Source organism: Rhodococcus sp. 14-2483-1-2, from assembly GCF_002259405.1.
Classification (GTDB): domain Bacteria; phylum Actinomycetota; class Actinomycetes; order Mycobacteriales; family Mycobacteriaceae; genus Rhodococcoides.
This window is the reverse complement of the sequence record NZ_NPFW01000003.1, coordinates 25,415-51,098: the sequence shown is the minus strand read 5'-3', so window position 1 is coordinate 51,098 and position 25,684 is coordinate 25,415. Positions and strand designations below refer to the sequence as shown.

25 protein-coding genes are annotated in these 25,684 nt (G+C 63.8%); 13 read left to right on the top strand and 12 right to left on the bottom strand.

Going from position 1 to position 25,684, the window contains the following annotated elements; genetic code table 11:
* Nucleotides 1-20 precede the first annotated feature (20 nt).
* Nucleotides 21-428 (top strand): DoxX family protein, encoded by a 408-nt coding sequence (locus CH295_RS02155; protein ID WP_094739640.1) that lies wholly within the window; start codon nt 21-23, stop codon nt 426-428.
* Nucleotides 429-571: 143 nt separating this feature from the next.
* On the opposite strand, the gene CH295_RS02150 is transcribed toward CH295_RS02155, so the two are convergent.
* The gene (locus CH295_RS02150) at nt 572-1,087 is read right to left on the bottom strand and encodes a hypothetical protein (protein ID WP_141216929.1); all 516 of its coding nucleotides are present in this window, start codon (nt 1,085-1,087) and stop codon (nt 572-574) included.
* A 32-nt stretch (nt 1,088-1,119) separates the two neighbouring features.
* Complete coding sequence (locus tag CH295_RS02145; protein ID WP_094739638.1) at nt 1,120-1,797, bottom strand: hypothetical protein; 678 nt, start codon at nt 1,795-1,797, stop codon at nt 1,120-1,122.
* Nucleotides 1,798-1,900: 103 nt separating this feature from the next.
* On the opposite strand from CH295_RS02145, the gene CH295_RS02140 reads away from it, so the two are divergent.
* Nucleotides 1,901-3,115 (top strand): hypothetical protein, encoded by a 1,215-nt coding sequence (locus tag CH295_RS02140; protein ID WP_094739637.1) that lies wholly within the window; start codon nt 1,901-1,903, stop codon nt 3,113-3,115.
* Between the two features lie 159 nt (nt 3,116-3,274).
* Here CH295_RS02140 and CH295_RS27655 read toward each other — a convergent pair whose 3' ends face one another.
* Entirely contained in the window at nt 3,275-3,430 is a 156-nt protein-coding gene (locus CH295_RS27655) for a hypothetical protein (protein ID WP_170945711.1), read from the bottom strand.
* Between the two features lie 47 nt (nt 3,431-3,477).
* On the opposite strand from CH295_RS27655, the gene CH295_RS02135 reads away from it, so the two are divergent.
* The 5 genes from CH295_RS02135 (at nt 3,478) to CH295_RS02115 (ending at nt 8,543) form a co-directional block, all read left to right on the top strand.
* Nucleotides 3,478-3,864 (top strand): hypothetical protein, encoded by a 387-nt coding sequence (locus tag CH295_RS02135; protein ID WP_141216928.1) that lies wholly within the window; start codon nt 3,478-3,480, stop codon nt 3,862-3,864.
* A gap of 164 nt (nt 3,865-4,028) precedes the next feature.
* Nucleotides 4,029-4,688, top strand: a complete 660-nt coding sequence (locus CH295_RS02130; RefSeq protein WP_094739635.1) for a response regulator transcription factor — start codon at nt 4,029-4,031, stop codon at nt 4,686-4,688.
* A gap of 1 nt (nt 4,689) precedes the next feature.
* Nucleotides 4,690-6,090, top strand: coding sequence for a sensor histidine kinase (locus CH295_RS02125; protein ID WP_252341872.1), 1,401 nt, complete (start codon nt 4,690-4,692; stop codon nt 6,088-6,090).
* 124 nt (nt 6,091-6,214) lie between these two features.
* Complete coding sequence (locus tag CH295_RS02120) at nt 6,215-7,579, top strand: MFS transporter (protein ID WP_094739707.1); 1,365 nt, start codon at nt 6,215-6,217, stop codon at nt 7,577-7,579.
* A gap of 25 nt (nt 7,580-7,604) precedes the next feature.
* Entirely contained in the window at nt 7,605-8,543 is a 939-nt protein-coding gene (locus tag CH295_RS02115; RefSeq protein WP_094739706.1) for a TAXI family TRAP transporter solute-binding subunit, read from the top strand.
* Nucleotides 8,544-8,700: 157 nt separating this feature from the next.
* On the opposite strand, the gene shiA is transcribed toward CH295_RS02115, so the two are convergent.
* A complete protein-coding gene (gene shiA / locus CH295_RS02110; RefSeq protein WP_094633343.1) occupies nt 8,701-10,095 on the bottom strand; it encodes a shikimate transporter in 1,395 nt (464 codons plus the stop codon).
* A 144-nt stretch (nt 10,096-10,239) separates the two neighbouring features.
* A complete protein-coding gene (locus CH295_RS02105) occupies nt 10,240-10,962 on the bottom strand; it encodes a GntR family transcriptional regulator (RefSeq protein WP_094739705.1) in 723 nt (240 codons plus the stop codon).
* A 195-nt stretch (nt 10,963-11,157) separates the two neighbouring features.
* Between CH295_RS02105 and CH295_RS02100 the strand changes: the two genes are divergently transcribed.
* Both CH295_RS02100 and CH295_RS02095 read left to right on the top strand, forming a co-directional pair.
* The gene (locus CH295_RS02100; protein WP_094633344.1) at nt 11,158-12,024 is read left to right on the top strand and encodes an isocitrate lyase/PEP mutase family protein; all 867 of its coding nucleotides are present in this window, start codon (nt 11,158-11,160) and stop codon (nt 12,022-12,024) included.
* A 30-nt stretch (nt 12,025-12,054) separates the two neighbouring features.
* Nucleotides 12,055-13,053 carry a C-terminal binding protein gene (locus tag CH295_RS02095; protein ID WP_094633345.1) on the top strand — a complete coding sequence of 333 codons (999 nt, stop codon included), beginning with the start codon at nt 12,055-12,057 and terminating at the stop codon, nt 13,051-13,053.
* Between the two features lie 13 nt (nt 13,054-13,066).
* Here the strand turns inward: CH295_RS02095 and araA are convergent, their stop codons facing one another.
* The 3 genes from araA to araB are packed head-to-tail and all read right to left on the bottom strand — an operon-like array spanning nt 13,067 to nt 16,936.
* On the bottom strand, nt 13,067-14,551 hold the full coding sequence (araA, locus tag CH295_RS02090) for an L-arabinose isomerase (protein WP_094739634.1): 1,485 nt from the start codon (nt 14,549-14,551) through the stop codon (nt 13,067-13,069).
* Between the two features lie 37 nt (nt 14,552-14,588).
* On the bottom strand, nt 14,589-15,266 hold the full coding sequence (locus CH295_RS02085; protein WP_037192368.1) for an L-ribulose-5-phosphate 4-epimerase: 678 nt from the start codon (nt 15,264-15,266) through the stop codon (nt 14,589-14,591).
* A complete protein-coding gene (araB, locus tag CH295_RS02080; RefSeq protein WP_094739633.1) occupies nt 15,266-16,936 on the bottom strand; it encodes a ribulokinase in 1,671 nt (556 codons plus the stop codon). The genes CH295_RS02085 and araB overlap by 1 nt, the downstream gene beginning before the upstream one ends.
* A gap of 269 nt (nt 16,937-17,205) precedes the next feature.
* On the opposite strand from araB, the gene fdhA reads away from it, so the two are divergent.
* Both fdhA and CH295_RS02070 read left to right on the top strand, forming a co-directional pair.
* Complete coding sequence (gene fdhA, locus CH295_RS02075; RefSeq protein ID WP_094739632.1) at nt 17,206-18,423, top strand: formaldehyde dehydrogenase, glutathione-independent; 1,218 nt, start codon at nt 17,206-17,208, stop codon at nt 18,421-18,423.
* A gap of 27 nt (nt 18,424-18,450) precedes the next feature.
* Nucleotides 18,451-18,654 (top strand): zinc-ribbon domain-containing protein, encoded by a 204-nt coding sequence (locus tag CH295_RS02070; protein ID WP_037192361.1) that lies wholly within the window; start codon nt 18,451-18,453, stop codon nt 18,652-18,654.
* Between the two features lie 59 nt (nt 18,655-18,713).
* Here CH295_RS02070 and CH295_RS02065 read toward each other — a convergent pair whose 3' ends face one another.
* The gene (locus CH295_RS02065; RefSeq protein ID WP_094739631.1) at nt 18,714-19,871 is read right to left on the bottom strand and encodes a beta-ketoacyl synthase N-terminal-like domain-containing protein; all 1,158 of its coding nucleotides are present in this window, start codon (nt 19,869-19,871) and stop codon (nt 18,714-18,716) included.
* Between the two features lie 192 nt (nt 19,872-20,063).
* Between CH295_RS02065 and CH295_RS02060 the strand changes: the two genes are divergently transcribed.
* Together CH295_RS02060 and CH295_RS02055 are read left to right on the top strand one after the other, a co-directional pair.
* On the top strand, nt 20,064-21,671 hold the full coding sequence (locus tag CH295_RS02060) for a sensor domain-containing protein (RefSeq protein WP_094739630.1): 1,608 nt from the start codon (nt 20,064-20,066) through the stop codon (nt 21,669-21,671).
* A 113-nt stretch (nt 21,672-21,784) separates the two neighbouring features.
* Complete coding sequence (locus CH295_RS02055) at nt 21,785-22,717, top strand: glycoside hydrolase family protein (protein WP_094739704.1); 933 nt, start codon at nt 21,785-21,787, stop codon at nt 22,715-22,717.
* Nucleotides 22,718-22,731: 14 nt separating this feature from the next.
* Here the strand turns inward: CH295_RS02055 and CH295_RS02050 are convergent, their stop codons facing one another.
* The 3 genes from CH295_RS02050 to CH295_RS02040 all read right to left on the bottom strand — a co-directional run bounded on the left by CH295_RS02050 (nt 22,732) and on the right by CH295_RS02040 (nt 25,673).
* Nucleotides 22,732-23,667: a phosphotransferase family protein gene (locus tag CH295_RS02050; RefSeq protein WP_141216927.1), complete on the bottom strand. Its 936-nt coding sequence runs from the start codon at nt 23,665-23,667 to the stop codon at nt 22,732-22,734.
* Nucleotides 23,668-23,752: 85 nt separating this feature from the next.
* Nucleotides 23,753-24,964, bottom strand: coding sequence for an acyl-CoA dehydrogenase family protein (locus CH295_RS02045; RefSeq protein ID WP_037192355.1), 1,212 nt, complete (start codon nt 24,962-24,964; stop codon nt 23,753-23,755).
* A 97-nt stretch (nt 24,965-25,061) separates the two neighbouring features.
* Nucleotides 25,062-25,673: a TetR/AcrR family transcriptional regulator gene (locus CH295_RS02040; RefSeq protein WP_037192353.1), complete on the bottom strand. Its 612-nt coding sequence runs from the start codon at nt 25,671-25,673 to the stop codon at nt 25,062-25,064.
* Nucleotides 25,674-25,684: the final 11 nt, after the last annotated feature.

Sequence of the window (25,684 nt, the reverse complement as noted above, 5' to 3'; positions counted from 1 at the left end):
CCGCTATCGAGGAGACAACCATGACCACCACTCACACCAGCACGCCGAGGAAGATCGCTCCGCGGATCGGCCTCGTTCTACAGCTCCTCGTGATCGTCTTCCTACTGTTCGACGCGATCGGCCACATTCTGAATCTGCAGGTGGTGGAGGACGCATCGGTCGACCTCGGCCTGCGGGACGAGATGGCTCCGATCACCGGCATCGTCATGCTGGTCATCGTGGTTCTCTACGCCGTTCCCGCGACGTCGATCCTGGGTGCCATCGTGCTCACCGGCTATCTCGGTGGGGCCGTGCTCACCAACTGGCGTGTCGATAAGCCTCTGCTGAGCACCGTGTTCTTCGCGATCTACGTGGGCATCGCAGCGTGGGGTGCGCTGTACCTACGGGACGAGCGGGTGCGCAGCATCATTCCATTGCGCCGAACGTAGGGATCGGCGTTCGAGCGGTCCGCGCCGCTACTCGACTGCTCAGGTGACCGGATTGTCCCTGTTCTCCGCACTCGGGCGCGTCTGCCACGAATTCGGGTGTTCCCGGAACAACCTGCACCCGGAGCGAATGAGACCCAGCGATGTCAGGCCACGGTGAAGCGCACGGTATTACCGGCGGGGTCGAGCAGGGTGGTGTTGAGTGGAGAGTCCGTGGTCACCGTCAGTCCCGCTCTACCGGAACCGATGTCGATGGCGAGTTGCTTGCTCCACTCCCTACCTTCGGGCGGAACCGTACCGACGGCGGCGGAGTTCAGGTGGACCATCCACGTGCCGCCGGTCGGCTTGGCACCGCTGTACGGGTCGACCCATGGGGCGTCGAAATTGTTCATGTTCACGAACACGGTGAGGGGGCATCCGTCGGTGAAGAACGTTCTCCAGGTCAACGTGATCACCGCGATACCCGGTCGGTCGTGAGGCGCGTACACGTCGCCGCCCACCTCACCCGCGCACGGCAGTGACAGTTCTCTGCCCAAGGAAAGGTTGTACGGGAACGGCGTGAACTCCTGGTGGTGTGCTGATGCCACACCCGGTGCGCCGACGAGAACTGTTGCGAGCGCGGCGAAGACAACAGACATTCTGACGGTCCAGGGTCGAGTCACGAACAGGACGATACGGGAATTGCGTCGAGAACTCAGTGTCGTCGGTCGTCGATGTGTGCGAAGTTGATTCGCCTCGGTGCGTTGGGGTCGCGCGGTGGTGGCTTCTGCCGTGCGGCAGCAGCGGCGAACCAACCGCCTTCAGGAATCTCGATCTCGGGAGTCTCGCGATTGTCCATGTCGATCTGCGCTGCTGTCTCCGGATCCGGCTCGTCCCACAGGGCGGTCACCTGGTCTGCGGCGGAAAGGAACTCGTCTGCGTCGATGGTGAACCGGGTCTCGTCGATTCCGAAGTACGGCCATGCGAAGTGGACGTTCATCGGGCCTGGGGCAGGCAAGGCAGTGAGTACGAGACCGATCCGCCCGTGAATGCCGCTTCCGTTCCCGCCGTTCGCCTGCAGGCCTGTGGGTCGGCCGGGGAGATTGGTGGATACAGTGCCCTGCGCATCCTCGAAGCCGATCAGCATGGGCGGGGTACGGCCGGACTCGGGCTTTCCGAAGCCGTACATACCGAGGAAGCGATCCGTGGTCGGGACTGCCGCATCGACCGACAACGTCACGCAACGGCTGTAAATGTGTGCGCCGGTGAGCCAGACCGCGATGGTGTCGGTGTGTGCGAGTACGAGTCGCAAGGGCACCATGGCCGGAATCTCGTTGACAGGTACGCCCAGAAAGCGCAGCGGTGCTGGGTTCGAGCCGGGTTCATTGCTCACGCCAGCCACCTTGCACCAACGCTCGCAGGCGCGCAAGGAAAGGGATTCGGTGCTGGTGACTCGGATGGCCGAGACGTCCCGAGTCGAAAGCTAGGCTCTGCGAATGCGAACCGATATGCGACGCGGTGGGGTGTGGATGGACGTCGCGGTGGTCGTAGCGATCGTGTCCGTCGGAACCGTGGTTGCCGGAGTCCTCGAAGATCAGCGGCCCTCCGTCGGGCCCATACCCGGCTGCGACTTCGTTCTTCCCGCCGAGGAAGGCTTTTCTTTCTCGATCGGTTCTTACGGGGGTCGGTACGACAACCCCGACTATCCGTGGCTGACGGCAACGAAGGCGTCGGCAATGTCGACTGCGTTGATCGAATCCTTGCCCGCCGATGTGGAATTGGAGTTCGCTCCGCCGTCGAATTCTTTGGTGTTCCAACCGATGCAGATCTATCCCGAGGGCGTCGAGATTGCGGAGGGCGTCACGGTCGAGGACATCAGCGGTGACAGTACGGCCTCCGGCGTCGTCGGTCGCGGAGATGTGCTGGCGCCCCTCGGAGTTTCGGTCGAAGAGTGGGACGGGGAAATTCCGCCGTGCGTCGAAGAGCGGGTCGACGAACGAACGACCCTGCCCGACGGCACTGTTGTCGACACGTTGGATGCGGTGTCGGACTTCAACGGAGGGGCGACGCGTCGCCGCACTGCGGTCGCGTATTTCGCGGACACTCTCGTACACGCGAGAACGTCGAACGACGGTAGCGACGTGATGCTCCCGCTGGAGGTGGACGAGCTTCGCGGCATCGTCGCGAACCCCGAATTGCGCGTCACCGCAGGGGTTCCCGACGGAACACCGCCACCGCCTCGTGACTGTGGTTCGTACCGAGAGTATCCGACGCTCCCGCTGTCCGAGGACACGGTCGAACGCATCGGCGCGTCACTGGCCGACCAGTGGGCAGTCGTCTTTCCTGATACGCAATCCGACCGGCCCATCGGCGATCTGGTGCTCGGGTCGTTCGGAAGTGGAAGTGCGTGCACCACAGTGAACGTATCGACACCGACCGGATCCACGGAATTGAGTATCGAGATATCGACCGGGGACACCACTGGGTGGCGAAACACCGACGCGCAGGACAGTTCTGGTGTGAACCGATCGACTCTGCCCGACGGCACCGTTGTGACCCGTCGCTCCGACGAGAGCCCGCGAGGTGGTCAGTCGAGCGAGTGGTTGAGTGTGCTCCGGCCGTCGAACACGCTCGTGCAGTTCAGCTTTGGAGACGGAATCGACGTGGATTCACTCGTCGAGCTCGCGTCGGCTGCAGGATTGGATCTGTGAGCCCCAGCGATCGATGGGTGAGGCACTCGATCCGGGCCGGGGGGGTACGACCTCGAAATCGACGGTCGCCCAGCGCCGGGGCGACGACTGGGCCGACCGGCGACATTGCTCGGCGGACGGGTTCGTGACGATGAACCGATCACGCCGTCGACCCGTGGATCAGCTCTGCTCGGTTCCGTTCTCGGGAGGGTGGGGCACATTCTCGTCGTCCACGTGCGCGCCCTCGATCGCGTCGGTTTCGGCCGTGTGTTCGCGCGGGCCGTCGTTGCTGCCGTGGGACGGGACTGCATCGCTTGCATCGGTCGGCATCGTCATGAAGTCTCCACAAAGTCGGGGCGAGGGGTCGCCGAAGGTTGGACAATGTGGGTGTGCCCCGCTGCGCGCAGAACTACACCCCGAGATGGCAAGGACTGTATGAAATCGACAGGCGCACGTGGCTCGGTGTGGTCGACGGCTACGCCGACGCGTTCGGAACCATCACCGCCGGCGATAGGACCGGCACACTGACAGTCACCGTCGGGTTGTCCGATCAGCCCGCTGGTCCGTGCTTCGCGGGCGTCGTCGACGAGCGCTCGACGCAGGCCGACGGAACAGTGCTCGACATTCAGGACAGCAAAGACGCGAGTCGCGTCATTGCGCGCGCGACCGACGGAACCCGTATCGATGTGAATGCCAGGGGCGTGTTGACGCGCGAGCAGGTCATCGATATCGCTCTTGCACCCGGTCTTCGCGCGAGCGCCCCTGCCTGACGAACTGGGTGCGCCCACGGGCCGCACCTGAGCGTTCACTACCGTCGCTCACCGGCGGCATCCCGCGCATCACACCCGATCCTGAACAGTCACGTCCGCGCGCGCATGCCGACCCGTAGCCGACAGCACTCGTCCAACCCCGACGATGGCCTATCTTGAGGTCGATGCGTATAGCTGTGGTGGAGGATGACGACGGGGTCGGTGATGCGTTGGTCGACGCGTTGACCGAGGTGGGACACGCGCCTGTCCGCATGCGTCGAGGTGCCGACCTTCTGCTCGGCTATCACGAGATGGACGTTGTACTACTGGATCTCGGACTACCGGACATGGACGGCCTCGATGTTCTTCGCAAACTACGAACCCTCAGTTCGGTCCCGGTGGTGGTATTGACTGCACGGGACGACGAGCGCTCGGTGGTACGGGCCCTGCGCGGCGGCGCAGACGACTACGTCGTCAAGCCGGCCCGATTGGGGGAATTGCACGCGCGACTCGAGGTGGCCGCGCATCGACGAAGCGCGGCCACCGAACCCGCGGCGGACAGGCTGACACTCGGTGACGTCGTCGTCGATCTGTCCGGTCGTGCCGTCGAAGTCGGCGGACGCGCTGTTGCGCTGACGACCAAAGAGTTCGACCTGCTGGCCCATCTCGTGACGCGACGCGGCGAAGCAGTGAGCCGGGAACAGTTGATGGACGCGATCTGGGGTGACGCCTATGTCGCGATTTCACGAACGCTCGACGTCCACATGACGGCGTTGCGTTCCAAGCTCGCTCGCCCGGGTGCCATCGTCACCATCCGCGGCTTCGGCTACCGCTGGGATACCTGACGTGCGGCGGCGTGTCCTGTTGGTGTTGATGATCTACTCCACCGTCGTCGTGCTTGCTCTGTCGGTTCCTCTCGCACTGTTGGTCGGCCGCGAACGGGCCCAACGGTTCGGCGAGAATCGGGCTGCTGCAGCATCGTTCTTCGCAGAGCTGAGCTCGCGAGAAGACGAATCCGGCGTAGCACGTATCCGAGAATCGGTGCAGCGCTACAACAGTCTGTACGACGAGGGCGTCGCCGTCGTCGATCGCACCGGAGAGGCGCGGGCGGTGTCCGGCATGGACTTGCAGAGTGCCGACGTTCAGCAGGCGGTGGCAGGAGCGTTGCGCAATCAGCGCGGCGACCTACCGTCGAGTCTGACGCCGTGGTCGGATTCGTCGGTGTTGATTGCCGCCCCGGTCGGTGGGGGAACACAAGTGGACGGCGCGGTGGTCCTCGAGGCCTCCACCGATTCTGCGCGCAGGGACGTCGCACTTGCCTGGGTGGTCATCGCTGTCGGTGCGATGCTGATTCTCGCGACGGTGGCGGCCATTGCTGTTGCGTTGTCGCGCTGGGTCGTTCGTCCGCTCGGTGCATTGTCCTCCCGAGTCCATTCGTTCGGCGACAAGTTCCACGATCAGGTGTCTATCGAAGGATCGCAACGCCTCGAGCCGGTGCCGTACGTCGGGCCACCGGAGGTGCGTGAGTTGTCCTGTGCCTTCGAGGCCATGGCCGACGACGTCGAGGCCGCCACCGCTGCGCAACGTCGATTGGTGGCCGACACCGCCCACGCTCTCCGGAACCCACTGGCAGCATTGCGAATTCGGATGGACGTGCTGGGAATGCGGGTGCCGGATTCGGCAACCGATGCGCACCAACGGACCACCCTCGAGGTCGATCGCCTGAGCTCCGTGGTGGAAGACCTGCTCGTTCTCGCGGCTGCCGAAACACCGACGAGCACTCGATCTTCGGGGTGTGATCTCGGTGCGGTTGTCGCAGATCGCGTCGAATTCTGGTCGAGCACGATAGCGGTCGCCGGAACGACTGTCCACGTCTCGGAGCCGAATGCCGAGACGGATGGTCGAGTTGCGATGTCCGAGGACGACCTGACTCGAATCCTCGACGCTCTGCTGAGCAATGCAACCAAGTACGCCGGGTCCGGCTCCGGCATCGAGATCGGCTACCGAACCAGTGACGCGGACATCACGATGTGGTTGTCCGACAACGGACCCGGTGTGCCCGAAGCCGAACTCGCCAAGGTCGTCGATCGGTTCTATCGAGCGTCGAGTGCGCACGGCGACGGTACCGGTCTCGGTCTGTCGATCGTCCACGCCCTGACCGAGCGAGCAGGCGGATCCCTTCGAGTCATGGCGCGTCGGCCAGTGGGACTACGGATCGAACTGCGGCTCCCGAAGGCCGTTTCCTAAGGGAGTGTTAGGAAATCCGAAACGGCTTGGTTCGGGGCTGTGCTTGCCGTCACAGTAGGGAGGCTTCGGTTGCCGATCGTTGACCGGCAGCCCAATTGCCCGCTGAATGTGGAAGGACCAAACCATGGCCAACGAGGCCACCTCGATCACCGGTTCGACGCTCCCGAGTCCACCCGTTTCCTCTCGTGCTGCCACCCGCCGTGCCGTCTTCAACACATTGCGGGGGTCGTCCGGAAATCTGGTCGAGTGGTACGACGTGTACGTCTACACCGTCTTCGCGACGTATTTCGAGAATCAGTTCTTCGACTCGGCCGACAAGAACTCCACCATCTACGTGTACGGGATCTTTGCGGTCACGTTCTTGATGCGACCGGTCGGGTCGTGGTTCTTCGGCCGCTACGCGGACCGCAACGGGCGCAGGGCTGCACTGACGTTCAGCGTCTCGATGATGGCGGCGTGCTCGCTGGTCATCGCGCTCACTCCCGGACGGGAGAGCATCGGCGTATGGGCCGCCGTGATCCTGATCCTGTGCCGGCTGGTTCAGGGCTTCGCCACCGGTGGTGAGTACGGTGCGTCGGCGACGTACATGTCCGAGGCCGCCACGCGCGAGCGCCGGGGATTCTTCTCGTCGTTCCAATACGTCACCCTCGTCGGTGGGCATGTGCTCGCACAGGTGACTCTGCTGCTGATGCAGGTGTTCCTCGAGCGCGAACAGATCGAGGACTTCGGTTGGCGCATAGCCTTCTTCATCGGCGGAGTCGCGGCAGTGGTGGTCTTCTGGCTGCGCCGCAGCATGGACGAATCCTTGACCAAGGATCAACTCGACGCCGTTCGCAGCGGTGCGGACAAATCCTCCGGTTCCTTGAAGGAGCTGGTCGCCAACCACTGGCGGGCGTTGCTGATCTGCTTCATGGTGACGGCCGGTGGCACCATTGCGTTCTACACCTACAGCGTCAACGCACCCTCGATGGTCAAGACCGCGTACGAGGACCGGGGGATGACCGGTACCTGGATCAACCTCGCCGGCCTGGTCTTCCTCATGCTGCTGCAGCCCATCGGCGGAATGATCAGCGACAAGGTGGGCCGCAAGCCGCTGCTCGTCTTCTTCGGTATCGGAGGCGTGCTGTACACCTACGTGCTCATCACGTACCTGCCGACGGCGACGTCGGTGGTGCAATCGCTCGCACTGGTGTGCGTCGGTTACGTCATCCTCACCGGCTATACCTCGATCAATGCGATCGTCAAAGCGGAGCTGTTCCCGTCGCACGTGCGCGCACTCGGTGTCGGCTTGGGATACGCACTCGCCAACTCGGCCTTCGGCGGTACAGCACCACTGATCTATCAAGCCGCGAAGAACGGCGGGCACGTGGGTTGGTTCATCTTCTACGTGACGGTCGTGATCGCCATCTCGCTGCTGGTGTACATCTTCGTACTGCGCAACAAGTCCGAGACCGTGCTCGACCGAGAGCAGGGTCGAGCGTTCCAGTGACCTGCGACGCCTTACAGTGACTGACATGGCCGATCCCGCAGCGTCGTTCTCGCGTAGAACGGCGTTGCAGGCCGGTCTGTTGGCCCTGAGCACTGCCGTCGTGGGTGCCTGCGCCTCGGACCCGCCGATGCAGCTGCGCCTCGCGGCAGGCGAGGTCGGTGGCTTCTTCTGGGAGTTCGCCGGATTGCTGTCCGACGCTACCGCGAAAACCGATGCAGCGCAGATCGTTCCGCTCACGTCGGCCGGCTCCGTCGACAACCTCGAGGCGTTGGTTTCTCGGCAGGCCGAGCTGGCCCTGACGCTCATGGACGCCGCCTACAGTCACCCGAGCGGAGATCTGGCGGCGGTCGGGTGCGTCTACGAAAACTACTTTCAAGTGGCCGTGCGCGCGGACTCGGCCATCGAGTCCATGGACGATCTGCGAGGGCGAAACGTCAGCATCGGTGCCCCGGGATCCGGTGCCACCGAAGTATCTCAGCGAGTTCTCCGCGCAGCGGGTGTGGCGGAAGCAGGTGCCGTAGGACAGGTTCAGCTGTCGATGAGCTCGGCGGCAGATGCCCTGACTGCCAACGAAGTCGATGCCGTGATGTGGGCGGGCGGGTTGCCGACTCCGGCGTTTGCCCAGCCTCGAGCCGCGATTCGTCTACTCGATCTGGGCACCGTCGTCGCTGATCTCAGACGCGAATTCGGTACCGCGTACGAGGCCGTGCTGGTACCGGCGAACGTGTACGGCGAACATCCGGAGGTGACCACCGTCGGGATTCCGAATCTTCTCCTGGCGCATCCGGAGGTTCCGGACCGCGTTGTCGCCGCGCTGGTGAGTGTGCTTCTCGATCAGTCCTCCGGCTTGGTTCCCGGTCAGGCGATCGGCAGCCAATTTCTCGACGCGCGGTCGCTCGTCATGACCGGCAGCATCCCACTGCACCCCGGAGCCGAACAGGAATACCGACGACGGCACGGGTGATCGATCATCCTGTGTTGCACTATCTTCGGAGTGAGGACGGTGGCAGCGCACGGCCGGATGCTCCGAATCCCGAACGTAGGTGGTCATGAGTCGGGGTCAGCCGGCTCGACGCTCGACCAGCCGACCCCGACTCCGATTCCTCGTCGCTTTTCGATAATCAGACGGACCTGGAGCCGATAGCATCGTCGTGGAGACCCTGGGCGTCGGTACCGGGCCGCTCTGATTCGAACTCATCGAGCGCTGCGGTCGATGAGTCGGCGTCGCCATGAGAGATGGAGGCTGCGATGACGGCCGAGACTGCGCAACCGATTCCGAGGTAGGCCGCCACCAGGTACCAGCCGCCATCGTTGATGCCGACGAGAAGGGCGGCAATGAACGGAGTGAGGCCCCCGGCAATGGCGCTGGCAACCTGGTAGCCGACTCCGGCACCGCTGTAGCGGTATTCGGCACCGAACATCTCGGTGAACAGTGGCTGCTGAGCGCTGACGACCGAGTCGTGGCCGATATTGAACAGGACTACGGCGAGTATCGCCGTACCGACCAGAGAGTCGTTGTCCATTGCCATGAAGAACGGAGCCGCACAGACTGCACCGACCACAGAGCCGAATACGTAGATCCTCTTGCGCCCGTACCGATCCGACAGGTATGCGAACGTCGGAATCGTGACGATTCCAAGCGCACCGACCACAAGGATGATGTCCAGCATGAAGCCGCGGCTGATCTCGGTGTGGTTGGTGGCGTAGCTCAGTGCGAAAGCGGTGACGATGTAGCCGATGAACAGTTCGGCGAAGCGCAGTCCGATGATCTTGAGGAATGCGGTCGGGTGTGCTTTGAGGGCCTCGAGAAGCGGAATCTTTCTCTGCTTCTGGACATCCGAATTCACCACCTTCTCGGTGAACTCCGCTGTCTCGTTGACGCTGGACCGGATCCACAGGCCTATCGCAACGAGTATGATGCTGGCAATGAAGGGAATTCGCCAGCCCCACTGGTTGAAGTCCTCGTCGCTCAGTGTTGCACTGAGAATGGCTACAGAACCCGTTGCGATCAATAATCCCACCGAGTACCCAACCTGTACGCCGCTGCTGTAGAACGCCTTCTTTTTCGGGGGCGCGCTCTCGACCGCCATCAATGCCGCCCCGCCCCACTCACCGCCGACCGCGAATCCTTGAATTGCTCGGAGCACGACGAGCATGGCCGGGGCCCACCATCCAATGGAGTCGAATGTAGGGAGTAGGCCTATTCCGGTCGATGCCAGTCCCATGACCAGCATGGTGATCACGAGCATCCTTTTGCGTCCCAGTCGATCCCCGAAGTGACCGAAGACAATGCCGCCCAGCGGACGGAAGAAGAAGCCGACGCCGAACGTGGCGAATGCGGCAAGGGTGCCGATCGCCGGGCTCACGTCGGGGAAGAAGGCGGTGTTGAACACGAGCGCAGCGATCAGTCCGTAGAGGATGAAGTCGTACCAATCGATGACGGCACCCGCAAAACTGCCGAACGCGGCCTTGCGTGCCTGCCGTTCCTGTTCGGGAGTGAACGATGTTTCGGTCATGTGGGTCTGGGGTCCTATTCGTGAAGGAACGCCGTGCGTTCAGGCTTCATGAGGCGTGGAGGCTCTCCACTCCACAACATGGATCCCGCAACTGGGATACTAGATGAGTGTGACACGGAGCACCTCAGCCCGCAAGCGTCTCTTCTACAGCGCCTGAAGTTTGTGTCTCATGCGGTCCGCGCGAGAACCCGAGTGCGCGTGGGTGCGCTGCGCTAGAGCGACCAGGTACATCTCGCGGGTTCGCATGATGTGCACTTCGAGTAGTGGTTCGAGATCGCCGGCATTACCCGAGTCGAAAATTCTGGCCATGTGTTCATGCTCGGAGAACGACCGCTCGGGTTCGGTGGGGGAGAGAAACGTGAGATGGGTGCGGAGCGCAGCAACTCGTGTGAGGTTCATGCGATATGCGTTCTGCAGGTATCGATTTCCGCAGTTATCGAAGAAGGCCTCGTGAAAGCATGTATCGGCTTTCCCGTACCGCTGTGAGTCCCGTGAGGGGCGGGCTTCATCCATGTCCTCGATGGCGGCGCGAAGGTCGACGAGGGTAGCGGCGCGGTTGCGCTCGAAGGATAGGGAAGCGGCGCGAACTTCGAGTGTCGCGCGAAACTCGCACAGCTCGGCGATTTCGTCCTCGGTCGGTTGGAATACATACGTTCCCGATTTCGGCACCACCGTCACCAGGCCCTGGAGTTGTAACAGCCTCATCGCTTCCCGGACCGGAGTCCGGCTGACGCCCAGCGCTTCGGCCACGGCGTCCTCGGACAGCGCCTCTCCCAGCTCGAACTTGCCATCGATTATGGACGCTCTGAGGGTGTCGGCCACCGACGATGCCAGTGATGGAGCCTGTGATCGCACTGCACGTGCCATGAACTCTCCCGATTTCGCTGCCTGCCGCCTCGACTGTACCGGCATGTACGTCAGGTCGACCACCTGTCGGCATGCAAGACTTGCATTCCAATTGACGTCAATCTAGTGTCCTAGAAACCGGGAATGCAGCTCACGCGGCGGTCCCCCTCTCGCGGTTCTCGACCGTCCACCACCGACCACATCAGGAGCACATTCGTGCATGCAGCCGACACACTAGGAACTCTGATCTCACCCGGTGCCCCGATCGTCCGCGCCCCGGGCGCATTCGACTCGTTTTCGGCGCGACTGGTCGAGAGCGCGGGTTTTCCGGCGGTCTACATGACTGGGTTCGGTGCGACAGCATCCCGGCTCGGGATGCCGGACATCGGCCTGCTCACGCAGACCGAGATGACCGAGCATGCGCGAAACATGGTGCGCAGCACGTCTATCCCAGTCATTGCCGACGCCGATACCGGCTACGGAGGCCCGTCCAACATCGACCGGACCGTTCAGGAATACATCCAAGCAGGTGTCGCCGCCATCCACCTCGAAGACCAGATTGCGCCTAAGCGGTGTGGTCAAATGGCTGGCATTCGTCTCATGCCGATGGAAGAAAGTGCTCGGCGTATCGAAGCGGCTGTCGCGGCCCGCAAGGGCGGATCACTCCTGGTGATAGCGCGGACAGACGCGCTGGCAGCCACGGGCCACGAGGACGCGATCGCCAGGGCGAAACGATACCGAGATGCCGGTGCTGACCTGGTCTTCGTGGATGGGGTGAAGACGCGGTACGACGTCGATTACGTGGCCGAGAATCTCGCCGGACCGAAGGTGGTCTCTCTGGTGGACGGCACCGAGGCCGCAACTCTGTCGGCGTCGGATCTCGAGGAGCGGGGGTTCTCGGTTGTCTTCTATGCCCTGACTGCCCTCTTCTCGGCAGCGACAGCGATGCGAAAGTCGTTGCTCGACCTGCACGAGACCGGCGTGATCACCGCCGGCAACGACGCAATCACCTACGCGGAGTATTCCGACATCGTCGGGCTGCCGTATCACCAGAAGCTCGACAACGAATTCGGCGCTCTCTGAATCGTTTCGACCACACCGAGGAGTCAGACCATGCCGAAGATCGTCATTACCGACTACGAATTCCCCGACCTGAAACCAGAGTTGGGTGTGCTCGAAGGTCACGACATCGAACTCGTCGCCGGCCCGTTCGCGTCTCGAGAAGATCTGATAGCTGCGTGCGAGGACGCCGACGCTGTCATCAACCAGTACGTGACAATCGATCAGGAGTTCATCACGCGTCTGAGAAACTGTCGAGTGATCTGCCGATACGGAATCGGAGTGAACACCATCGACGTGGCGTCGGCGACAGCAGCCGGAATCATGGTCGCAAACGTGCCCGACGGGTCGCTCGACGATGTGTCCGATCACGCTGCGGCCATGATTCTGTCACTGTCGCGGGGCTTGGTTAAGTACGACCGGGCTCTTCGATCGGGGGAGTGGAACTATCAGGCCGCGGCACCACTGCACAGGTTGCGCGGTGGACTCCTGGGTTTGGTCGGGTTCGGCAACATTCCCCAGCGGCTCGCCTTCAAGATGCGGGCCTTCGGTATGGAACCCATTGCTTACGATCCGTACTTGACGGCTCAGCGGGCGGAAGAATTGGGGGTTCGACCGGTGGATCTGGCCGAATTGATGCGGCTGTCGGATGTGGTCTCCGTTCACGCCCCACTGACCGACTCCACCCGCGGGCTCATCGGAGCCACCGAGTTGGCCTCGATGAAGTCCACTGCCTTCTTGGTGAATACCTCTCGTGGAGGCATTTTGGACGAAGACGCGTTGGCCGTCGCTCTGCGCACGGGGTCGATCGCCGGTGCAGGACTCGACGTGTTCGCACAGGAGCCGCTTCCGGTGAACCACGAATTCGCCCTGTTCGAGAACACGGTTCTCTCGCCTCACTGCGCGTGGTATTCCGAAGAATCCGAGGTCGAGATCCGCACCAAGACCGCACGTAATGCAGTCGAGACCGTGACGAACGGACGGCCGGTCTACCTGGTCAACACCGACGTCGAACCGCGACGGTTCGACCGAGTCGCCGGCGGAATCGTCTGACTGGTGTCAGGCGCTACAGTCTGGCCGCGAGTCGGTGGTATGCCGCGTTCCAGCGCAGTGTCTGTTGGAATCCTCGTGTCGTGGTTGCGGAATCGATGGTGAGCAACTCGACCCCGATCATGTCCGAGAATGCCTCCAGCACAGGCAAACCGATCGCGGTACTCAGCACTGTGTGGTGGGGTGCCCCGGCCGTCAGCCAGGATTCCGCTGACACCGCGAGTGAGGGCTGCGGTTCCCATACGGCGCAGGCGACCGGCAGCTTCGGGAGAGCCTCGTCGGGCTCGACGACGTCGATCACGTTGGCCGTCAACCGGAATCGTTCACCGACGTCCGAGAGTCCGACCACAACGCCGTGGCCTGGATCGGCGGTGAAGCGCAGGCGGACGGGGTCTTCGCGGCCGCCGATGGACAGTGGATGGATCTCCAGGGTGGGCCGGGAGGTGGTGATCGAGGGGCACACCTCGAGCATGTGTGCGCCGAGGATCTTCTCCGCCCCCGGGACGAGGTTGTAGGTGTAGTCCTCCATGAACGACGTTCCACCGTCGAGGCCCTCGGCCATCACCTTCATGGCGCGCAACAGCATCGAGGTCTTCCAGTCGCCCTCACCGCCGAAGCCGTAGCCGTCGGCCATCAGGCGCTGCACCGCGAGTCCGGGCAATTGGCGAAGCCCACCGAGATCCTCGAAGTTGGTGGTGAAGGCCTTGAATCCACCCTCGGTGAGGAACTGCCGCAGTCCGGCTTCGACGCGGGCACCGTACCGAAGCGAGTCGTGGCGGTCACCGCCCTTGTCGAGGCTCGGTGCGATGTCGTACAGCGACCGGTATTCGTCGACGAGGTCCGACACGGCCGAATCGCTCACACCGTCCACGACCTCGACCAGATCGTTGACTCCGTAGGTGTTGACGGACACCCCGAATCGCAACTGCGCTTCGACCTTGTCGCCCTCCGTCACTGCGACGTCGCGCATGTTGTCGCCGAAACGAGCCAGGCACAACGACCTCAGCTCCGCGCGACCGAGAGCTGCTCGCACCCACTGCTCCGCACGCTCGATCACCGCGGGATTGTCGACGTGGCCTGCCACGATCGTGCGCAGAACACCCACCCGAGATTCGACGTGCCCGAACTCGCGGTCGCCGTGGGCGGCCTGGTTCAGGTTCATGAACTCCATGTCGATCGTCGACCACGGCAACGACATTCCGGCTTGCGTGTGCAGGTGCAGCAGCGGAACGTCCAACGCGTCGAGTCCGGCAATCCACATCTTGGCGGGGGAGAAGGTGTGCATCCAGGTCACGACGCCCACGCATTCGTCGGCGGCGTTCGCCTCGCGCATGCAGCGCAGGATCGACGACGCGTCGAGCAGCACCGGCTTCCAGACCACCGAGACGGGCAGTGCCGCATCGAGTTTATCCGCGATCTCGCGAGACTGAACTGCTACCTGCTCGAGGGTCTCGGGGCCGTAGAGGCTTTGGCTACCGGTGAGAAACCATATTTCGGACATGGGGGTACCTCCGTGGAAAGAGAATTCGGCGCGCCGGTCAGCGCTGGCCGTAGACGTTCTGGTAACGGTCGTAGAGTGCGTCGACCTTCGAGCTCGGAATGGGAAGTGGTTGTCCCAGTTGATACGCCAGGTGTACCGATCGGGCGACGTCCTCGCACATGACCGCGGCCTTCACCGCGGATCGGGCGGATGGACCGACCGCGAAGACACCGTGGTTCTGCATGAGGATCGCCGGAGATCGACTGTCGGCGAGGGTATCGACGATGCCGCGTCCGATCGAGTCGTCGCCGATCACCGCGAAGGGGCCGACCGGAATGTCTCCGCCGAATTCGTCTGCGCACATCGTGGTGACGACCGGAATGGGTTCTCCTCGGGCCGCCCACGCCACCGCATACGGCGAATGTGTGTGCACCACACCGCCGATGTGTTCGAGGTGCCGGTAGACATAGGCCTGGGCCTCGGTGTCCGAGGACGGTGCATGGTCACCCTCGACCACCCTGCCGTGCAGATCGCACACCACCATGTTGCCGGGCGTGAGGTCGTCGTAGGAGACGCCACTGGGCTTGATGACCATCAGGTCCCGGCCGGGGACCCTCGCCGAGACGTTGCCTGCCGTCCACACGACCAGTCCGTATCGCACCAGCTCGGCGTGCAGGGTGCATACGTCGCGGCGGATCTCCTCGATGACTTCGCGTACGTCGTCGACGACGGTCATCACGCATCCACCTTTCGGGTCAGTGCGTCACGTCGAAGCGCTCGGAGACGGCGCATGGTCGGCACGTCTCTGCCGAATCGGTCGTGTAACTCCAGATAGATCTCGAAGAGTGCGTCGTAGGCTTTCGATCGCGATTCGTCGGGTACGAATGCGGCCCGACGTACCTTGCCCATCGATTTCGATGCGACGGGCACATCGGAATAGCACCCGGCGGCCACCGCGGCATGAATGGCGGATCCCAGGGCCGGGCCCTGGGCGGACGCGATGACCGACAACGGCATTCGCAACACATCGGCGTAGATCTGCATGAGCAGCGGGTTGCGGGCCAGACCACCCGCCACCACGAACTCCTCGACCGGAACTCCACTGTTGCGGAACGTTTCGACGATGACGCGGGTTCCGAATGCCGTGGCCTCGAGCAGCGCTCGGTAGGTGTCCTCGGGACGTGTCGCCAACGTGGTTCCGATGACGAGCCCGGAGAGTTCGTGGTCCACCAGGACCGACCGGTTCCCGCTGTGCCAGTCGAGCGCGACGAGCCCGTGCTCACCCACGTCCTGCATCTGCGCGAGCCGAGTCAGGTGTTCGTGTACCGACTCACCTGCCGCGGCCGCCGCCTCGCTGTAGGACGCGGGAACCGAGGTGCGCGTGAACCATCCGAAGATGTCACCGACGCCGCTCTGGCCCGCCTCGTAGCCGAAGGATCCGGCGATGATTCCGCCGTCCACCACCCCGCACATGCCGGGAACTTCCTTCAGAACGGTCGAACTCATCACATGGCATGTCGAGGTTCCCATGATGGCGACCATCCGCCCCGGTTCGACCGCGCCGGCCGCGGGTGCCGTCACGTGCGCATCGACGTTGCCGACAGCGACGGCGATGCCCTCCGGCAGTCCGGTCCATTGCGCAGCCTCGGCGGTCAACGTACCTGCGCACGAACCCAACTCGCCCAGCGGCTGATCGAGTTTGTCGGCGACGAAGGAACCGAAGTCCGGTGCCAGTTCGGTGAGGAAGTCCACGGACGGGTAGTGCCCGTCCTGATAGATGCCCTTGTATCCGGCGGTGCACGCGTTGCGTACGTAGCGTCCGCAGAGCTGCCAGACGATCCAATCGGCCGCTTCGACCCATCGGTGCATCGCGTCGTAGATCTCGGAATCTTCCTCGTGAATCTGCAGCGCCTTGGCGAACTCCCATTCCGAGGAGATCAGTCCGCCGTAGCGAGGGAGCCAACTCTCTCCGCGACGCGCAGCGAGATCGTTGATGCGGTCCGCCTGCCCCTGTGCTGCATGGTGTTTCCACAATTTCACGTACGAGTGCGGTCGATCGGCGAAGCGCGGATCCTCACACAACGGAGTGCCGTCGGCGTAGGTGGGGACCATGGTGCACGCGGTGAAGTCGGTACCGATGCCGACCACCTGCTCGGGTTCGACGCCGGCGGCAGCCAGCGCAGCCGGGACCGCACGACGCAGGACGTCGCGATAGTCGTCGGGCACCTGCAGTGCCCACGCGTCGGGCAATCGGACCGTGCCGCCAGGCAGTGTCTCTTCGAGCACCGCGTGACGGTAATCGTGCACGGCAGAGGCGATCTCGGCACCGTCCGAGACCCGGACGACGACGGCCCGGCCGGAGAGCGTGCCGAAATCGACTCCCACCGTGTAACGGTCAACCGGCATCCAGATCTCCTTAGTAGTGCCACCCCGCTGTGACGTGTGCAACACAGTGTGAGCGCTAACATCGCGTTGCGTCAAGTGCATGGGACGCATCGGTTCATCGAACGCGAGGCGAAGAGTCTCGCGGGGTGTCCGCTCGCGTCGATTCGAGTTCCTCGACAACGCACCTATTCGGATCTGTGCATACTGGTGTGACACGGGCCACACGAGCTGATCGGATCCATGATCCCGGCCCGCTGGTCACCCAGCTCACTCGACGAAGAGGAGAACTCATGGCAGACAATCGCGCAGTGACGTACGCCGGACCGGGCAAGGTGGAGGTTGAGGACATCGCTTTTCCCGGCCTGGAGTTGACCGACGGACCTGGAGTGAACCCGGCCAACGTCGGACGCAAATGCGAGCACGGAGTGATCCTCAAGGTCGTCTCGACCAACATCTGCGGTAGTGATCAGCACATGGTTCGTGGGCGTACGACTGCGCCCGAGGGGTTGGTGCTCGGTCACGAGATCACCGGCGAAATTGTCGAGGTCGGCCGAGACGTCGAATTCCTGAAGGTCGGCGACATCTGCTCCGTACCGTTCAACATCGCGTGCGGCCGGTGCCGAAACTGCAAGGAGCGCAAGACCGGCATCTGTCTCAACGTCAATCCCGATCGACCGGGCTCGGCATTCGGCTACGTGGACATGGGCGGCTGGGTGGGCGGCCAGGCCGAGTACGTCATGGCACCCTATGCGGACTTCAACCTGCTCAAGTTCCCGGATCGCGACCAGGCCATGGAGAAGATCCTGGACCTGACCATGCTGTCCGACATCTTCCCCACCGGATTTCACGGAGCGGTGACTGCGGGAGTCAAACCCGGTGCGACGGTGTACATCGCGGGTGCAGGCCCGGTGGGCCTCGCTGCCGCGGTCGGCGCGCAATTGCTGGGAGCGTCGGTGGTGATCGTCGGCGACATGAACGCCGATCGTTTGGCCCAGGCGCAAACGTTCGGTTGCGAGACCGTCGACGTCGGCAAGGGAGCACCGCAGGATCAGATCGAACAGATCCTCGGGGTGCCCGAGGTCGACGCGGCGGTGGACGCGGTGGGCTTCGAGGCCCGCGGTCACGGAGGAGATTCGTCCCACGAAGCACCGGCAACCGTCCTGAACTCGCTGATGGACATCACCACGGCGGGCGGGGGCATCGGTATTCCCGGACTGTATGTGACCGGGGACCCGGGCGGTGTGGACGAGGCTGCCCAGCGCGGCGCACTCTCGCTCAGTCTCGGTACCGGTTGGGCGAAGTCACTCTCGTTCGCCACGGGGCAGTGCCCGGTGATGAGCTATCACCGTGAGTTGATGAATGCGATTCTGAAGGACCGTGTTTCGATCGCGAAGGCAGTGAACGCAACGGTCATCTCGCTCGACGACGCACCGCGGGGCTACCGTGAATTCGACAGTGGAGTCGCGCAGAAGTTCGTCATCGATCCACACGGCATGATCGCGAGCTGACGGAGTCGGGGCCCCTAGGCTGGTGTCATGTTCCTTCTCTTCGGCTTCGGCAGCAAGCGTAAACACATCGGCCAAGGGGCAACCCGCAACTGTCCGCGGTGCCACAACACCACCCAGTGGGCGCGGATGAAGCAATACCAGCAATTCACGCTGTTCTTCGTTCCGGTCGCGCGCTGGAAGCGAGTCGAGTTCGAGGAATGCGGAATCTGCGGCAACACAGCTCAGGTCTGAAGTCTGCACGTCGAGCCGGCCGCCTGCGATACGCGGGCTGCCGGCTCGACGAATGCAGCTCATGCAGGAGCCAGTACCACCACCGAGTTGTGTCCGCCCATTCCCAATGACGATTTCATGGTCAACCCTGGCTCGGCAGTGGTGAATCCGTCGAGCAGCAGGGGATGGGCATCGGAGACCTGCGGGGCGGCAGGCACGAGTCCGCGCTCGAATCCCATGACCGCAGAGATGGTTTCGACAGCCGACGCCGCACCCTGGCAATGTCCCGTCAGCGGCTTCACCGAATACACCTGCGCGTGGGAGTCCAGCACCGTTTCCAACATGGTGGTTTCTGCCGCATCGCACTGTGCGGTGCCGGGTCCGTGGGCGTTGAGATACCGCACCTGCTGGGCAGTGACGTCCGCGTCGACCAACGCCTGCTCGAAGCAGGCCCGCACCTGGGTGAGCGCAGGGTCGATCGACGTGGCATGAAACGCGTCGTGTGTCATCGAGCCGCCGAGCACCCGTGCGTACGAGGCCGAGCTGCGCGTCGACAGAACGAAGGCCGTCCCGGCCTCGCCCATTCCGAACCCGCGGCTGCCTTCCTGGAACGGTCGGCAGCCATCCTGCGGCTCCACGTCGACCACACCGACGCCTAGCTCGACGAAGTGGTCGATGTTCTCCGGAGTCAGGGACAGATCGGTGGCGACGAACACCACGTCATCGACGAACCCGGTATCGAGCCACATCTTGGCGGTGAGCAGACCCGCATTGCCCGACGCGCACATCGCCGAGACGTTCATGGCCGGGCCGTGAAAGCCGTATTCCTGCATCAGCAGGGACACCGGGGTGGACGGCATCAGCGTCAGATAGTCACGAACACGGCGTTCTCCGCCGTCGCGCAGATAGAAGTTGCGCCACTCGTCCACTTCACCCAGGACGACGGCATGGATGAGACCCACTCGTCGGCCGGGCTGCCAGCCCCGCGCCATCGCGTCGTCGATTGCCTCCCGCGCTGCCCCGCGCAGTGCCCGTCCGAATCGGCTGGTGCCGTCGCTCCGGTCCCCGCCGTCGGGGACCTTCGCCAACCAGACCGGATTCCGTCCCGGTCGGGTGAGGTCGCGGTGCAGCGTGGCCGCCGCTTTGCCCGTGGACAGGCCGTCCCACAAGGCGGATGCGCCCCAGCCGTAGCCGGACAGTGCGCCGATCCCGGTGATGTCGATGCCATGAGAGCTCATCGTGGAAATCCGTTTCTTTCGAGGTTCGCGAAACCGGACTCGGCTCGCTCCTTGATTTAGCCCCCCAAACCGGCATCAGGTCCAGTCGGAAAGCGGGACATACAGTCCGAAACGGACGTGAGTCGCCAACGGCACGTTGGTAAGTGGTTCAATCGGGTGTTGACCGTCCGTCTACGATCGCGAGGACCGAGCATGGCTCCAGGGGAGCGTGATGACGTCGACGACCCTCGATCGCGTCCCGCGTCGCCCGGTCTCGCCGATCGCTACCGGGTTCTCGTCGAGCATTCACCGGACGCGATCGGCGTACATCGACGAGGCATCCTCGTCTACCTCAACCCCGCCGGGATGCGGTATCTGCGTGCCGAGGATGCAGCGGACGTCATCGGGCATCCGATCACGAAGTTCATCGCCGCGGAATCGGTCGGCCCCATGCTCGAACGGATCTCCGCCCTCGACTCTCACGGCGCCGCCAGCGCCGCGTCGGAAGCAACGGTGCTGGCCCTCGACGGGACGACGCTGACGATGGAAGCGGTATCGGTGCGCACCGTGTGGAACGGAGAGCCGGCGTACCAGGTCATTCTTCGGGACCTCACCGAACATAAGGCCGCGCAGAAGGCGCTGCAGAAGCAAGCCGCTCTGGTCGAGCACGTCAGCGATGCGATCATCGGTGTGTCCGCCGACGGTCTGGTGTCGAGCTGGAATCCTGCTGCGGAGTCGGTCTACGGGCGACCGGCAGCGGACGTGCTCGGTCGTGAGGTCTCGACGGCCGTCGGGGTGCCATGCGATCCGGCCGCGATTCTCGCTGTGGGCGGGCGGCTGTGCGATTCCCATCGGCGTGCGGACGGGTCTGCGCTCGCGGTGATCGTGTCCGCCGCCCAGATGCCCGACGGCTACGTACTGGTCTGTGCCGACCAGAGTGCCGTGCGCAGAGTCGAGGATCATTTCACCGCGGTCGTGGAATCTCTGGAGGCGGGTGTCGTCGTTCTCGATCACACCGGCCGAATCGAATCGGCGAATCTGTCTGCGAAGACCATTCTGGACATCCAGGTCGGAGTGGCGACTGCAGGACAGGCGTCGGTTCTTCCGTTCCGGGTGTACGGCACCGACGAAGGGCCGATCCACCCGTTCGAGCATCCCGTCGCCGTCACCAGGAAAACCGGCGAGCCCTGCCAGGCGGTGATCGGGATCGAACGTCGCCGGGACGGCCGGAACTTCTGGCTGTCGTTGACGGCGACGATGCTCACCGCGGGCGACCCGAACCCCTCCGTCGTGGCGACGTTCGTCGATATCACCGACACCTACCGGATGAGCATGAAGCTCGAGCATGCAGCGACGCACGACGACCTGACCGGTCTGCCGAACAGACCGTTGATCCTGGCTCGCCTGGACGAACAGCTGGCCAAGCCCGATCGCGAGGACTCCATGGCCGTTCTGTTCATCGACCTCGACAACTTCAAGACCATCAACGATCTGCACGGTCATACCGTCGGCGACGCCGTCCTGGGGGTGGTCGCACACCGTCTGACGCGTGCTCTCCCCGCCGATGCCTTCGTAGGTCGTATCGGGGGCGACGAGTTCGTGGCGGTCGTGTCGCGTTGTGTGGGTACCGAGGCCGACGATGTTCGTGCCGAATTCGCCACACCCATCACGACCGCGGGGCGGGTGTTGACGGTGGCGGCGAGCATCGGTGTCGTCACCGTCGACCGTGACGACACTCGAAGTGCTCTGGACATCCTCGACGATGCCGATCACGAGATGTACCAGGCCAAGCCCGTTACTCAGTACATTTCGCATTCATAACAACATCGGTAGCAATCTGTTGTATCTGTTACCAAAGGTACGCATGGTGCGTATGCGTCGGACATACTGCTTCGGTGATATCGACCGTGCGCAGGTTCCTGCTCGTCGTACCGATGGTGATCCTGGCTGTCGCCGGACTGCTGTTCTCCGCTGCAGGAACCGGTGCCGCTGCACCCTCCGCGTGGCGCTACACGATGGTGGCCTTCAGCAACGACAGCGATCGAGACATGGATGTCTACGAGTCCAGCGACGGCACCGATTTCACAGCACTGCAGACATCGGCCTACCGACCTCCGTCCGGGGTGGTACGCGATGCGAGCATATTCCGGCACACCGACGGGATGTACTACGCGACGTACACGACCGGCGGCGGCGCGAACGTCGGCTTCGCGCGCAGCAGTGACCGCGTGAACTGGACTTTCCTGCAGAACTTCCCGATCCCGTTCTGCTGCGCTTTCCTGCCGGGCACCGGAGCCGGTACCGGATCGGCCAGCCCTCCCGGATTCAGCGGATCGGCCGGCTTCTCGGACGGACCGTCATTGTCTCCGTTCACCACGAAGGCATGGGCACCCGAGTGGTTCGTCGAGGGCGACCGCGTGAGCATCATCGTCTCGCTGTCGACCGGCGGCGGGTTCGTGCCGTATCTGATGACGGCCATGGATCCGGGCCTGAGGATGTGGAGCTTCCCGGTTCCGTTCGTCGGCATCGGAGCGGACCACATCGACACCACGGTGGTCAAACTGGGGCCGACCTACCACGCGTTCACCAAGAACGAGACCCACAAGGTCATCGAGCATTGGACGGCACCGTCGTTGATCGGGCCGTACACCGTCGTTCCCACCCGCGATTTCGGACCACTGAAAGAAGGTCCGGCGGTCATCGAGTTGCCCGACGGCACATGGCGGTTGTACTACGACGACTACACCAACCGGAAGTACTTCTACTCCGACAGTACGGACGGGTTGAACACCTGGTCCGAGCCTCGCGAGCTTCCTGGTGTGTCGGGTACCGTCCGCCATGTCGGCGTGATGAGAGAGCCCGCCTGACAGAGGGTTCCGCGTCAGTCGGTGGTTCCTGCGAGTGCTCGTAGCCCGGCTGCGATGAACTCCCCGGTGGCCTCCGCGGCCTTGCCTGCACCGGCCCCGGTGTCGGAGCCCGACAGCGCGCGGTAGGTGATTCCCTCGCCGATCACTCCGAGCTTGAAGTTGGCAAGGGCGAGGTAGAAGCCCCAATCATGAAGTTCTCGACCGGATTCCACTGCATAGTGTTGCGCGAGGTCGGCCGCGGAGGGGTACCGATCGCTCGTCCACGCAGCGTCGGCACCGAGGACTGCGTCGAAGACCGGTTGGCGGTAGATGCACATCAGAGCAACATCGGTCAGTGGGTCACCGAGCGTGGACATCTCCCAGTCCACCACCGCGGCAACGGAACCGACGTCATCGACGGCGAGAATGGTGTTGTCGACCCGATAGTCACCGTGCACGATGGACGACGCAGATCCTGCCGGTACTGCCGCTTCGAGCGCACGATGCAATCGTTCGACATCGGGCAGGTCGCGAGTCTTGACTCGCTCCCACTGCCGAGCCCACGTGGCAACCTGTCGCGAGACGAACCCGTCGGGTCGGCCGAAGCTGCCGAGGCCCACGGCGTCGGGGTCGACGGCATGCAGCCTGGCGAGCACTCGGACCAACTCGGCGGCGTTCTCGGTGACCTGCGCATCCGTCAGATCGCCAAGATCCTCGCGGCTACGAACGACTCGACCCGGGACGAACTCCACCACGGTCATGGGCGCACCCAGCGCAGAACCGTCCCGATCGAACGCGACGGTGGTGGCAACCGGAACATCGGTGGATGCAAGGGCTTCCGTGACGGCCCACTCGCGGGCCATGTCGTGCGCCGAGGGCGTCAGCCCACTGGTGGGAGGGCGGCGAACGACCCAGGTCGAGGAGTCGTCGTACGCCTTGTATGTGAGATTGGATCGGCCACCACTGATCATCTCGACCGACAGTTCTCCGTCGACCTCGATACCGTTGCCTCCAAGAACCGTTCCAGCGCATCGCGATTCATGCCCGGCAGTTCGCTCACGACTGTGCCTCCCGCGCTGCGCGCTTGGCTGCACCGATCGTCCGTTTGGCGATGGCCCACCGGTGAACCTCGGACGGGCCGTCGTAGACGCGGAACGGGCGCACTTCGCGTGAGAGCCTGGCCAGTGGGAGATCGTCGGACACCCCGAGGCCACCACACATCTGGATGCTGCGGTCGACGATGCGGAAGATGGCCTCGGCCGCGAACGTCTTCGCGATCGACGTCTCGTTGCCCGCGTGCCCACCTCGATCCAACTCGAAGCACGCCACCATCAGGAGCGCGCGGGTGGCGGCGATGTCGATCTCGTTGTCCGCGACCATCTTCTGCACCATGCCGAGATCGCCGAGCTTTCCGCCGAACCCTTCACGCCGGGCCACCTGCGCGACGGCGATGTCGTGCGCACGGCGGGAGGCCCCGAGCCAGCGCATCACGTGCGTCATGCGGGCGGGCCCCAGACGCACCTGGGCGTAGGCGAATCCCTCGTCGACGGCCCCGAGCACGTTCTCGTCGGGCACGAACACGTTCTCGAAGAACACCTCGCAGTGACCGCCGATCATCGCTTTGTCCAGAGTGCCGATGTGCCGGCCGACCCTGATGCCCGCGGTGTCGGCGGGGGCGAGGAACATCGTTGCCCCGCCGCGATCACCGGGCGCGCCGGAGGTACGGGCCATGATGATGAAGAAGCCTGCACCGTCGGCGCCGGTGATGAACCACTTGTGTCCGTTGATCTTCCAGCCGCCCTCGACTCGCTCGGCGGCGGTGGTGAGTGCCGCGGGATCGGAACCGGCACCCGGCGCGGGTTCGGTCATCGCGAACGCAGACCGCATGTCGCCGCGCGCGAGCGGAGCGAGAAATTGCTCCTTCTGCGCTGCCGACGCGATGTGAGCGAGCATGTGGACGTTCCCCTCGTCGGGGGCACCGAGGTTGAGGGCGATCGGGCCGAACAGCGAGTAGCCGGCTTCCTCGAACACCGGCGCGCGGTCGCTCATCGACAGTCCGTGACCGCCGTATTCGACCGGCGCGTGCGGCGCGAACACGCCCGCGTCCCTCGCGGCCGCTTGCATCTCGATGCGCAGCTCGTCGCCACCAGCGTCGGCGATGTTGCCCAGGAATCGGTCTTCGATGGGAAGCACGTGATGGCGGGTGAACGTGCGCGTTCGATCGATCAGCTTCTCGATGTCGGGGTCGTACGTCAGATCGATGGCCACGATGCGCTCCCATTCCGGTACCGACCGAGCACTCGCTCGGTCTCTGGAAGGTTGACACAATCGCTCGGTCGGGTCAAGGAGTCCGGGGCAGCTACTCCTACTCGCCGGTCGCTGCTCCGACCGTACGACGGGCAATGTCGAGATAGACCGCCACCAGCTCGCTCGGAGGCAGTGGCCCGTCGGGGCGGTACCAGGTGGCGACGCCGACGCACATCGTCGTGACGGCTCGACTGGCATCCCTCGGGTGCGGAGTGTCGAACAGGCCTGCATCGACACCGGCGGCGACGATCGCGTCGAGCAGGCGTTGCTCCTCGTCGCGTTTGGAAATGTAGGCGTCGCGATTCGCCGGATCCAGGCTGCGGATTTCCGTCGAGCACACGAAGGCGGCGTCGCGCCTGTGGATGTGGAACAGCAGCAGGGATTCGACCACTGCGTCGAAACGGTCACTCGGCGACGAGCCGGCACCGGCCTCTGCCGATCGAGTTCGTTCCAACAGCTCGTCCATCGACGCGTCCATGATGCCGACCAGTAGAGCCTGCTTCGACGGAAAGTGGTGGTACAGACCGGGAACCGACAGTCCGGCTCCCGCCGCGATCTGCCGCACCGATGTGCCGTGGTAGCCCTGTTCCACGAACGTGTTCAACGCCGACGACAAGGCAGGGGAGAGGTTCGAGCCCTCGTACGTTCGCCAGGTGGAGGTCGCGGTCATGCGCCCACCGT

Bases quoted from the DNA above. Each gene is read 5' to 3' on its own strand.
- CH295_RS02130 (WP_094739635.1), top strand. From the start codon at position 4,029: ATGCGTATAGCTGTGGTGGAGGATGACGACGGGGTCGGTGATGCGTTG.
- CH295_RS02095 (WP_094633345.1), top strand. From the start codon at position 12,055: ATGCCGAAGATCGTCATTACCGACTACGAATTCCCCGACCTGAAACCA.
- araB (WP_094739633.1), bottom strand. From the start codon at position 16,936: ATGCCGGTTGACCGTTACACGGTGGGAGTCGATTTCGGCACGCTCTCC.
- CH295_RS02060 (WP_094739630.1), top strand. From the start codon at position 20,064: ATGGCTCCAGGGGAGCGTGATGACGTCGACGACCCTCGATCGCGTCCC.
- CH295_RS02140 (WP_094739637.1), top strand. From the start codon at position 1,901: ATGCGAACCGATATGCGACGCGGTGGGGTGTGGATGGACGTCGCGGTG.
- shiA (WP_094633343.1), bottom strand. From the start codon at position 10,095: ATGACCGAAACATCGTTCACTCCCGAACAGGAACGGCAGGCACGCAAG.
- fdhA (WP_094739632.1), top strand. From the start codon at position 17,206: ATGGCAGACAATCGCGCAGTGACGTACGCCGGACCGGGCAAGGTGGAG.
- CH295_RS27655 (WP_170945711.1), bottom strand. From the start codon at position 3,430: ATGACGATGCCGACCGATGCAAGCGATGCAGTCCCGTCCCACGGCAGC.
- CH295_RS02105 (WP_094739705.1), bottom strand. From the start codon at position 10,962: ATGGCACGTGCAGTGCGATCACAGGCTCCATCACTGGCATCGTCGGTG.
- CH295_RS02050 (WP_141216927.1), bottom strand. From the start codon at position 23,667: ATGATCAGTGGTGGCCGATCCAATCTCACATACAAGGCGTACGACGAC.
- CH295_RS02055 (WP_094739704.1), top strand. From the start codon at position 21,785: ATGGTGATCCTGGCTGTCGCCGGACTGCTGTTCTCCGCTGCAGGAACC.
- CH295_RS02065 (WP_094739631.1), bottom strand. From the start codon at position 19,871: ATGAGCTCTCATGGCATCGACATCACCGGGATCGGCGCACTGTCCGGC.
- CH295_RS02120 (WP_094739707.1), top strand. From the start codon at position 6,215: ATGGCCAACGAGGCCACCTCGATCACCGGTTCGACGCTCCCGAGTCCA.
- araA (WP_094739634.1), bottom strand. From the start codon at position 14,551: ATGTCCGAAATATGGTTTCTCACCGGTAGCCAAAGCCTCTACGGCCCC.
- CH295_RS02085 (WP_037192368.1), bottom strand. From the start codon at position 15,266: ATGACCGTCGTCGACGACGTACGCGAAGTCATCGAGGAGATCCGCCGC.
- CH295_RS02115 (WP_094739706.1), top strand. From the start codon at position 7,605: ATGGCCGATCCCGCAGCGTCGTTCTCGCGTAGAACGGCGTTGCAGGCC.
- CH295_RS02155 (WP_094739640.1), top strand. From the start codon at position 21: ATGACCACCACTCACACCAGCACGCCGAGGAAGATCGCTCCGCGGATC.
- CH295_RS02070 (WP_037192361.1), top strand. From the start codon at position 18,451: ATGTTCCTTCTCTTCGGCTTCGGCAGCAAGCGTAAACACATCGGCCAA.
- CH295_RS02040 (WP_037192353.1), bottom strand. From the start codon at position 25,673: ATGACCGCGACCTCCACCTGGCGAACGTACGAGGGCTCGAACCTCTCC.